Annotated in this window: 9 protein-coding genes and 1 pseudogene; 2 read left to right on the forward strand and 8 right to left on the reverse strand. The window is 72.6% G+C overall.

Translation table 11 applies throughout. The features are described from left to right. From IE249_RS35855 to IE249_RS01685, 6 genes and pseudogenes are all read right to left on the reverse strand, one after another. Nucleotides 1-694, reverse strand: a pseudogene (locus IE249_RS35855) (DUF1996 domain-containing protein); the annotation flags it as partial. Nucleotides 695-867: 173 nt separating this feature from the next. Beyond that, nucleotides 868-1,878, reverse strand: a complete 1,011-nt coding sequence (locus IE249_RS01665; protein WP_189702940.1) for an SDR family oxidoreductase — start codon at nt 1,876-1,878, stop codon at nt 868-870. 85 nt (nt 1,879-1,963) lie between these two features. Further along, a complete protein-coding gene (locus tag IE249_RS01670; RefSeq protein ID WP_189702941.1) occupies nt 1,964-2,605 on the reverse strand; it encodes a winged helix-turn-helix domain-containing protein in 642 nt (213 codons plus the stop codon). A 347-nt stretch (nt 2,606-2,952) separates the two neighbouring features. Continuing rightward, nucleotides 2,953-3,981 carry a glutamine synthetase gene (gene glnII / locus IE249_RS01675; protein WP_189702942.1) on the reverse strand — a complete coding sequence of 343 codons (1,029 nt, stop codon included), beginning with the start codon at nt 3,979-3,981 and terminating at the stop codon, nt 2,953-2,955. Between the two features lie 282 nt (nt 3,982-4,263). Next, nucleotides 4,264-5,019, reverse strand: a complete 756-nt coding sequence (locus tag IE249_RS01680) for an SCO2207 family protein (RefSeq protein WP_189702943.1) — start codon at nt 5,017-5,019, stop codon at nt 4,264-4,266. 119 nt (nt 5,020-5,138) lie between these two features. Next, on the reverse strand, nt 5,139-5,501 hold the full coding sequence (locus tag IE249_RS01685; protein WP_189702944.1) for an arsenate reductase family protein: 363 nt from the start codon (nt 5,499-5,501) through the stop codon (nt 5,139-5,141). A 176-nt stretch (nt 5,502-5,677) separates the two neighbouring features. On the opposite strand from IE249_RS01685, the gene IE249_RS01690 reads away from it, so the two are divergent. Then, nucleotides 5,678-5,992 (forward strand): hypothetical protein, encoded by a 315-nt coding sequence (locus IE249_RS01690; RefSeq protein WP_189702945.1) that lies wholly within the window; start codon nt 5,678-5,680, stop codon nt 5,990-5,992. Between the two features lie 188 nt (nt 5,993-6,180). Here IE249_RS01690 and IE249_RS01695 read toward each other — a convergent pair whose 3' ends face one another. After that, on the reverse strand, nt 6,181-7,365 hold the full coding sequence (locus IE249_RS01695) for a winged helix DNA-binding domain-containing protein (protein ID WP_189702946.1): 1,185 nt from the start codon (nt 7,363-7,365) through the stop codon (nt 6,181-6,183). Nucleotides 7,366-7,604: 239 nt separating this feature from the next. On the opposite strand from IE249_RS01695, the gene IE249_RS01700 reads away from it, so the two are divergent. Continuing rightward, nucleotides 7,605-7,883: a hypothetical protein gene (locus IE249_RS01700; RefSeq protein ID WP_189702947.1), complete on the forward strand. Its 279-nt coding sequence runs from the start codon at nt 7,605-7,607 to the stop codon at nt 7,881-7,883. 2 nt (nt 7,884-7,885) lie between these two features. Here IE249_RS01700 and pspAB read toward each other — a convergent pair whose 3' ends face one another. Continuing rightward, the gene (gene pspAB, locus IE249_RS01705) at nt 7,886-8,470 is read right to left on the reverse strand and encodes a PspA-associated protein PspAB (protein WP_189702948.1); all 585 of its coding nucleotides are present in this window, start codon (nt 8,468-8,470) and stop codon (nt 7,886-7,888) included. Between the last annotated feature and the right edge of the window lie 81 nt (nt 8,471-8,551).

Here is an 8,551-nt window from a genome sequence, read left to right on the forward strand (position 1 = left end):
TGATGTCCACGAAGTCCGCCGCGACCGGGCCGTTGCCGGCCTGACCGCCGTTGCCCTGCTGGCCACCGTTGTTGCCGCCCTGCTGGCCGCCGTTCTGCTGCTGGCCGCCGTCGTTCTGGCCGCCGTTCTGCTGCTGGCCGCCGTTCTGCTGCTGACCGCCGTTCTGCTGCTGGCCGCCGTTGTCCTGGCCCCCGTTCTGCCCGCCCGAGTTGGTCTGGTTGGCGGGGGTGCCGGTGCAGCCGGTCAGGGCGTCCAGATTGCTGGGCGAGGTGCCGCCCACCCGGGTGATCTCCAGCTTGATACGGTCGACGATCGCCTTACGGCGGTCCTTCAACGGCTGCAGGATGGAGTTCTGGACGAAACTCGGATCCTGTGCCTGGGCCTGGCGCGTGGTCATCAGACGCTGGTAGGCGTCCGTGATCTGGCGGTCCAGGTTCGCCAGTTCACCGTCGACCTCGTTGCGCGCCTGCCGGGGCACGCTGGTGAGCTTCTGGCCGATGTCCGGGCACGAGATCGTGGCGACCTGTGTGTTCGCGGCCTTCGTCTGGTTGCCCCACGCGTTGTTGTTCGACTCGTGCGCGGATGCGTAGAAGTTCGCCCAGATCAGCCCGCCCCCACCGAGCGCTAGGGCCGCCGATGCGGCAATGGCCTTGGTGGCCAGCGGCGTACGGCGTTTTCGTGTGTTGCGTCCCATGGAACTCCTCTGACTTCCTTGCGGGGCAGCATCGAGGCGCCCGACAGGAGTGAAGCGGCTCCATCTCATACGGACGCCGTCACCGAGGTGTTCAGCCGTCCCGGGAATTGATGCCAGGTTCCTGGGCAAGACGCGTTTCAACTGCCGCTCGTGCACCGGCAGTTGCCGCGGCCTCACAAGCGGTGGCCGGCCGCCTTCGCCAGTGCCTCCGCCTCCGCCGCCGCGTCCAGCCCCACCGCCGGCCGCCCCGGCCGCTGCGGTGCCGTACCCCCGATCGCCCGCAGCCACCGCCAGGTGTCGGCGACCGTCTCTCCGACCGGACGGCAGCGCAGCCCCGTCGCGAGAGCCCGGGAGACGTCCGCGCCGTGCAGGGCGTCGTGCTCGTCGCTGCCCGGGGGCACCCACACGGGCAGCTGCGTCCACGGCTCGATGCCCGCCCCGAGGATCGTCTCCGGGTCCGTCCAGCACAGCTCGGCGTCCGCGCCGGTGACCCGCGCACAGGCCTCCAGGAGCTCGCCCATGGTGGTGTGCCCGCGCGGGCTCATCAGGTTGTACGGCCCGCCCAGCCCGCGCTCCACCGCGCCGAGGATCCACTCGGCCAGGTCGCGCACGTCCACGTACTGCAGGGGCAGCTCGCGCGGACCGGGCGCCAGCACGGGACCGCCCCGCGCGATCCGGCCGAGCCACCACGGCAGCCGGCCGATGTTCTCGTACGGCCCGAGCATCAGCCCCGAGCGCACCAGCAGCGAGTCCCCGGGACCGAAGGCGCCGGCCGCGGCCAGCTCGCCGCCCCGCTTGTCCCGCGCGTAGTCGCTCTGCTCCGCGTCGGGGGCGGCGCCCTCGACCAGTGGAGCGTCCTCCGTGTAACCGGCGGGCGGGGCCCAGGCGTACACCGAGCACGTCGACACGTACACGTACCGCCCGGCGCGGCCCCGCAGCAGCCGCGCCGACTCGTGCACCGCGCGGGGCGCGGCCGACCAGGTGTCGACGACCGCGTCCCACTCGCCCTCCGCGAGCGCGGCGAGCCCGCCGGGCGCGGTGCGGTCGCCCACCAGCGACCGCGCCCCGGGGACGGGCGCGTGCCGCCCCCGGTTCAGGACCGTCACATCCCAGCCGCGCCCGGCCGCCGCCTCGACGACGGCCCGCCCCGCGAACTCCGTACCACCCAGCACCAGAAGCCTCATGCCGGTGACTGTGCCCGCACGGGACGGGCGGGGGAACCGGATTCTGCCCTCGGCAGAGGGCGGAGCCCCCGCTTTGGCCAGGACCTCAACGACCGCTCAGCGGGGCGTACTTGTATCCGACGCGGCGCACCGTCTGGATCGCCTTGCGGTGCTCGGCGCCCAGCTTGCGGCGCAGTCGGGCGACGTGGACGTCCACGGTGCGGCCGTCGCCGACGTGGCCGTAGCCCCAGACGGTGGTGACCAGCTGGTCGCGGCTGTGCACCCGGTGGGGATGGGCGACGAGATGCGCGAGCAGCTCGAACTCCAGGTAGGTCAGGTCGAGTTCGCGCCCGGCCACGGACGCGGTGCGGCGCACGGTGTCGATGCGGACGAGGGGGTCGCTGCCGGACTCGCCGGTGCCGTCCGTGGCTTCCGCCGGTGCCTCGCCGGCTTCCGGCCGGTCCGGCACCGCCGAGGGCGGGAACGACGGGAAGGGCGGGAACGGCGGCTGCTGGTCGGCAGGCACCAGCACCAGATAGCCGATCATCGGCGGCCGGCCCGGCAGGGCGGGCAGGGCGTGCTGCGGGGCCGGCAGCCAGGTCGCGCCGGGCGGCAGCAGGTCCACCACGTCGACCACCTCGTCCCGGTCGACGGCGCGCAGCCGGTGCCGCGCGGCGGTCGGGGAGGAGGCGGGGGAGGGCGGGGATGCGGGAAGGGCGGCGGTGCTGAGGGAACGAGTGGTCGCCATGGGAGGTCAGCTCTTTCGCGCGAGAGATTCGACGGAAGGACCGGCGGCCACGAGTTCGTGGTCGGGCGCGCCGGGGGACGTACGTCGTTTCGCGCTGGGCCGAAGGCCGGGGTGTGCGGCTTTAGAGGACCCGCGCGTTCACCGCGCGGCAACACACCCGGTCGTAGTCGTGGTGCTGACGGGAAGGCCAGAAGGGCTCGAGGTCATGGCGACCCGTCGCGGTGCTCTCCTGGATGCCGACCATGCCCCCATTGAAGCAGACACGTCGCATGGCCAGCACCCTCCTCTCACTGCTTGGACGTCACTGCTTGGACGTCACTGCTTGGACGTCACTGCTTGGACGCCCGTCAGACCTGGCCGGCCTTCTCCAGCGCGGCGCAGCAGGTGTCGACCAGCAGTCGGGTGACGACGTACGGGTCGACGTTGGCGTTGGGGCGGCGGTCCTCGATGTAGCCCTTGCCGTCCCGCTCCACCTGCCACGGGATGCGGACGGAGGCGCCGCGGTCGGAGACGCCGTAGGAGTACTCGTTCCACGGGGCGGTCTCGTGCAGGCCGGTGAGGCGGTCGTCGATGCCGGCGCCGTAGTTCTTGACGTGGTCCAGCGGCTTGGAGCCCTCGCCGAGGGACTCGCAGGCGGTGATGATGGCGTCGTAGCCCTCGCGCATCGCCTTCGTGGAGAAGTTGGTGTGCGCGCCGGCGCCGTTCCAGTCGCCCTTGACCGGCTTGGGGTCGAGGGTGGCGGAGACGCCGAAGTCCTCGGCGGTGCGGTAGAGCAGCCAGCGGGCCACCCACAGCTGGTCGGCGACCTCCAGCGGGGCGAGCGGGCCGACCTGGAACTCCCACTGGCCGGGCATGACCTCGGCGTTGATGCCGGAGATGCCGAGGCCGGCCTTCAGGCAGTTGTCGAGGTGGGCCTCGACGACGTCGCGGCCGAAGATCTCGTCGGCGCCGACACCGCAGTAGTAGCCGCCCTGCGGGGCCGGGAAGCCGCCCTCGGGAAAGCCCAGCGGACGGGTGCCGGAGAAGAAGGTGTACTCCTGCTCGATGCCGAAGACGGGCTCCTGCGCGGCGAACCGCTCGGCCACCTCGGCCAGCGCGGCGCGGGTGTTGGAGGCGTGCGGGGTGAGGTCGATGCCGAGGACCTCGCAGAGCACGAGGATGTCGTCGCCGCCGCGGATCGGGTCGGGGCAGCTGAAGACCGGCTTGAGCACGAGGTCCGAGGCGTGGCCCTCGGCCTGGTTGGTGGAGGACCCGTCGAAGCCCCAGAGCGGAAGTTCGGCGCCCTTGGCGTCGTCGCCGAGGATCTTCGTCTTGGAACGCAGCTTGGCCGTCGGCTCGGTGCCGTCGATCCAGATGTACTCAGCCTTGAAGCTCACGGGGCCACATCCTTCGGGGTGCTCACGGGATGCGGGCAGACTGTCAACGGGCGATTTCCCGGCCGTTGCCCGAGTGTGAACCACGTGTTACCTGGCGGCGGTGTGCCCGGTTCCACGCTGTGAGGGGTGCGGTGGTGTTCGGGCGGCCGCGTGGCACGCGTGCGTGCCGGGCCGGTGACCGCCCCCCGCGCGGTCACCGGCCCGGTGACGGTCCTGCCGCCCCTGGCCGGGAGCGGCAGGACCCACGACACCCGCCTCAGCGGTTACCGTCAGGTCCGGGCGTCACCCCACCTTCTCGATCACCGCGCGGCGGATGAGGAACTTGCCCGGCTCCCGGACCTGCTCGAATGCCGCGTTGTTGAGCAGGACGCAGCTGCCGGAGACCGATGTGACCTTCACCGTCGTGGACTTGTTGTTGTCCAGGTTGGTGACCTTCAGCGTCGTCCCCGCCGGGAACTGGTTGCTGGACGCCGCCGGGGCACCGCCCTCGCCGGAGAGCGTGACCGTGGAGCCCTTGCACACCTGCTGGCCGGAGGCCGCGGCCCCGCCGGCCGCGTCGCCCGCACCGGCGGACTGCGAGGGCTGGGCGGCCTGCTGACCGCCACCGGCCTGCTGTCCTCCCGCCTGCTGCCCTCCCGCCTGTTGCCCTGCCTGCTGGCCGGCCTGACCGTTCTGCTGGCCCGCCTGCTGGCCGTTCTGTCCCGCCTGGGAGCCCTGAGCCGACTCCCCAACGGTGCAGCCCGCAGCCTTCTGCTGGACCTTGATCTGCTCGATGACGGCCTCGCGGTTGGAGATCCGGGCCGCCGACTGCGCGTCCGGGTTCGCCTTCTGGCCCGCGATGAACCGCTCGTTGTTGCCGAGGGCGGTGGCGAGGCCCTGACAGACCGTCGAGTCGCCGGCGGACAGGGTGCGGGCGTTGCCCGGCTGTGCGGCGTTGGACGTGGCCGCCATGGCGAAGGCCCCGCCTCCCGCCACCGCCGCCGCACTGACCAGCAGCGCGATCTTCTTCTTCGTGCTGAGAGTTCTCCTGCGCGACATGCGCGCCTCCTGAAGAGGTAGGGGAGCGTACGCCGCTATGTACGAGATGCCGAACGAGGTTACTCAGCGGTTGCGGGAGTCAGTTGAAGTAACCTGCGTCACAGCCGAATTGGGGCCGGCTACTTCCGTGAGAGCGCGTCCCGTACCGCCTCCTCCGTACGGCCCACCACCGCCGAGCCGTCGTCCGCGGTGATGATCGGCCGCTGGATGAGCTTCGGGTGCCCGGCCAGCGCGCCGATCCAGCGGTCCCGGGAACCGGCGTCCCGCGGCCAGTCCTTGAGCCCGAGCTCCTTCGCGTCCGCCTCCTGGGTACGGGTGATGTCCCACGGCTCGAGCCCGAGCCGGTCGAGTACGTCACGGATCTCGTCCTCGGTGGGGACGTCCTCGAGATAGCGGCGGACGGTGTACTCGGCGCCCTCTGCGTCGAGCAGTCCGACCGCGCTGCGGCACTTGGAACAGGCGGGATTGATCCAGATCTCCATGCCCCAACGGTACGCGAGAACCTCTTCCGCGCCCTTTTCCGCACCCCCGTCCCACGAGCCCCGAACGCCCTTGTGGCCAGGGGCTTTTGTCAGTGGGGGGACGTAGAATAGAAGCAGTGTTCGAGAGCGTCGCCGGGTGGGTCCGGCGGTGCTCCCACCGCGACAGGAGGATGCCTGTGCCCGCTGCCGCACTGAAGCCGAAGCCGTTGCCGACCCAGTCCACCGCGAAGCGACCCGTCCTGCTCGACCTGCCCTACGCGCCCGTGGAGAAGCGCCCGCTGCCGCCGGGGCGCCCGCGGGAGTGGTACGTCACGCACAACCGCCGCCTGAAGGCGATGCGGCTCGCCATCGCCCTGCTCGACTCGGGCGTCCTCATGCCCAACCAGGCACGCGACGAGACGATCCGCAGCGCCGCGGAACTCATCGGCGTGCACCCACCGTCGGACACCACCTGCCACATGGTCCGAGCGTTGATGCGCTACTCCCGCTGACGCCCTGCCGGCCGGCCCCCGCCGGCCGGCCCGGCGGAGGACCCTCGCCCCACCCGCGAGGCGGCCCGGACCGGGGCGGGGGCGCAGGGGGCGAAGCCCCCGCCGGGATCCGGGGCGGAGCCCAGTGGCAGGACTTCCCGTCCCGTCCCGTCGAGTCGGGCGGGTGGGTGGGAAAAGCTCGGCCCCGGCTAAGGCATGGCGGACAGCTCCTTTTCCAGGGGCGTGCGGAAGCGCGGGGTCACCCGGCTGGGGCCGAGCCACGCTTGCAGGGCCGCCGCCTGCCCGGCTATCGCGGCCTCGGCCTCGGGGGGCACCCCCTCCGGGTCGAGCACGCGCCACACCACGGCACCGTCCGCCCGCTGGGCCCACCCCCCGATCACCCGCCCGTTCCACCACACCGTAGGTCCCACGTTCCCGCTGCGGTCGAAGAGGGCCGGGCGCAGCCCGGGCGCGAGATACCAGTCCCGGGCCTGCCACCCCATCGCCGTCGGATCGAGGGCCGGCAGCAGCGCGGCCCACGGTTCGGCCGGCCCGGTCACCGGGTCCTCGTCGTCCTCCGTCACGTACGCCGTGCCCTCGTCCACCGTCACCTCCCGCGCCCGTATCGCGGCCAGCGCACGCCGCACCTCCGTGACCCGCCACCCCGTCCACCACTTCAGGTCGGCCTCCGTGGCAGGGCCGCACACCTCCAGCCAGCGGCGCAGCAGTTCCGCCTGCGCCCCGGCCACGTCCAGCTCCGGATGCGCGGGCGCCAGGGCCCAACGGAACTGGGTGGACGTCCAGGAACCGAGCGGACGCCCCCGCACCACCTTGCCCTCCACACCCAGCACCCGCAGCAGCCGTGAGGACACGGTGTGCACGCCCTCGTAGCCCTTCCCGGCCGCGTACACGAACTGCTCCCGCAGCCGGGGCTCGTCCTGGGCGAGCTCGGCGGCCGTGGCCTGCCCGCGCCGCGCCAGCGCGGCCAGCGTCGAGGCCTCCACCTCCGCCAGCCACTCCGCGTCCGGCGCGCCCGCCTTGGCCATGTCCTTGACCAGCGCGGCACGCGCCCGGGCGGCCACCGCGATGCCCGTCGAGGCGTGCACCACGGCAGTCAGGCCGGCCGGGAAGACGAACACCGTGTGCCGCATCCCGTGCATGCGCACCAGGGTGCGGTCCTCGTACAGCGCGCGCTCGGTCTCCCGCACCGTCCCGCCCGGCTCCGCCAGCCGCGCGCCCACCCCCACGTACACCGTCGCCGGATCCGTCCCGTGCAGCGCGACCAACGAGCGCGCGACCTCCTCCGGTCCCGCCGCCCGTGCCCCGGCGGCCAGCCGGTGCCGCACCGCCAGCCGGTCCCGCCGTTCCGCCACGCCGATGTACCGCGACCCCATACGTCCTCCGCCTCCCCGTCCGTGTCCGTCCGCACCCGCAGCCGTCCTCGCCACCATCCTGACCGACGCCACTGACAACGCGGCACGGAAAACCGGATGCACGCACCGTGACCGGATCCCTACGCTGGACGGGCGTTGCGGAAACCGATCTGCTGCGCACCGACGGCCGGGCACCCGCCCCCGACTCGACACCGATCGACGGCCCACGCCTCAACGACTCATGCCCAGGGAGGCCCGTCATGGCCACCATCGTCATACCCGGGACCGTCGTCCTGGTGGTCCTGGGATTCGGAAACCACCTGTGGTGGCTGCTCGCCGTCGCCGTTCTCGTCCTGTACGTCCAGTACGGGCGGCGTACGTCGTCCACCTCCCCGCCCGCCGGCGGAGCACCGGGGCCGGCGCCGGCCACGTACAAGGCCTACCGGGACCGGCGCGACCAGCAGGCCAAGTGGGAGCGCCGCTACCGCCGCGAGCGCCCCTTCGAGTACCGCCGTCAGCAGCGCGACAAGACCAAGTGAGGTCACAGACCCGGGGCGCCCCACACCGGGAACCAGCGGCTCAGGTCCTGCTCGATCCGCAGGTCGTCGCCGAGGGCGGCCTTCACCCGCAGTTCCAGCGCGTTGTCGCGCCGCTGCGCCCCGCCGGGCAGCGGCGCGAACGGGTAGAACGTGCCCCGCTTGTAGAGGTACACCAGGGCCAGCCGGCGGTCGGCGCCGTCGCGGAAGCCGGCCAGTGAGCACAGCAGCTGGGGCCCGAAGCCGTTGACCTCCATCGCGCTGTTCACCGCGTGCAGGTCGTTGACGAGCTCCGGCAGCTGGTCCGGCGTCCGGCGGGAGACCAGCCACGAGTAGCCGTAGGCGTCCTGGGACAGCTCGACCGGGGGGCCCGAACGGTCGGCGTCCGCGTCCAGGAGCGCCTGGACCTCCCGGTGCGCCTGTTCGAAGGCGGCGCCCTCCACCGTGGCGAAGCACACCGCACCCTGCCCGGTCGGCCGGAAGCCGGCCGCCGCCTCCAGCGTGACGGCCGCCGACGGCAGCCCGAAGAGCTGGTCCAGATCCGGCAGCGCCGGTTTCGTACGGCCGAGCAGGATGTCCAGCAGCCCCATCCTCAGCCCGCCTTCCCCGGCGTCGCGGCCTCGCCCAGCTCGGCGGAGATCCGCCCCAGCTGCTCGAGCCGCTGCTCCAGG

It is taken from the genome of Streptomyces anandii JCM 4720, assembly GCF_014650655.1.
Classification (GTDB): domain Bacteria; phylum Actinomycetota; class Actinomycetes; order Streptomycetales; family Streptomycetaceae; genus Streptomyces; species Streptomyces anandii.

Coding starts and splice junctions, on each gene's coding strand:
- IE249_RS01680 (WP_189702943.1), bottom strand. CDS start 5,019: ATGTCGCGCAGGAGAACTCTCAGCACGAAGAAGAAGATCGCGCTGCTG.
- pspAB (WP_189702948.1), bottom strand. CDS start 8,470: ATGGGGCTGCTGGACATCCTGCTCGGCCGTACGAAACCGGCGCTGCCG.
- IE249_RS01695 (WP_189702946.1), bottom strand. CDS start 7,365: ATGGGGTCGCGGTACATCGGCGTGGCGGAACGGCGGGACCGGCTGGCG.
- IE249_RS01665 (WP_189702940.1), bottom strand. CDS start 1,878: ATGAGGCTTCTGGTGCTGGGTGGTACGGAGTTCGCGGGGCGGGCCGTC.
- IE249_RS01685 (WP_189702944.1), bottom strand. CDS start 5,501: ATGGAGATCTGGATCAATCCCGCCTGTTCCAAGTGCCGCAGCGCGGTC.
- IE249_RS01670 (WP_189702941.1), bottom strand. CDS start 2,605: ATGGCGACCACTCGTTCCCTCAGCACCGCCGCCCTTCCCGCATCCCCG.
- IE249_RS01700 (WP_189702947.1), top strand. CDS start 7,605: ATGGCCACCATCGTCATACCCGGGACCGTCGTCCTGGTGGTCCTGGGA.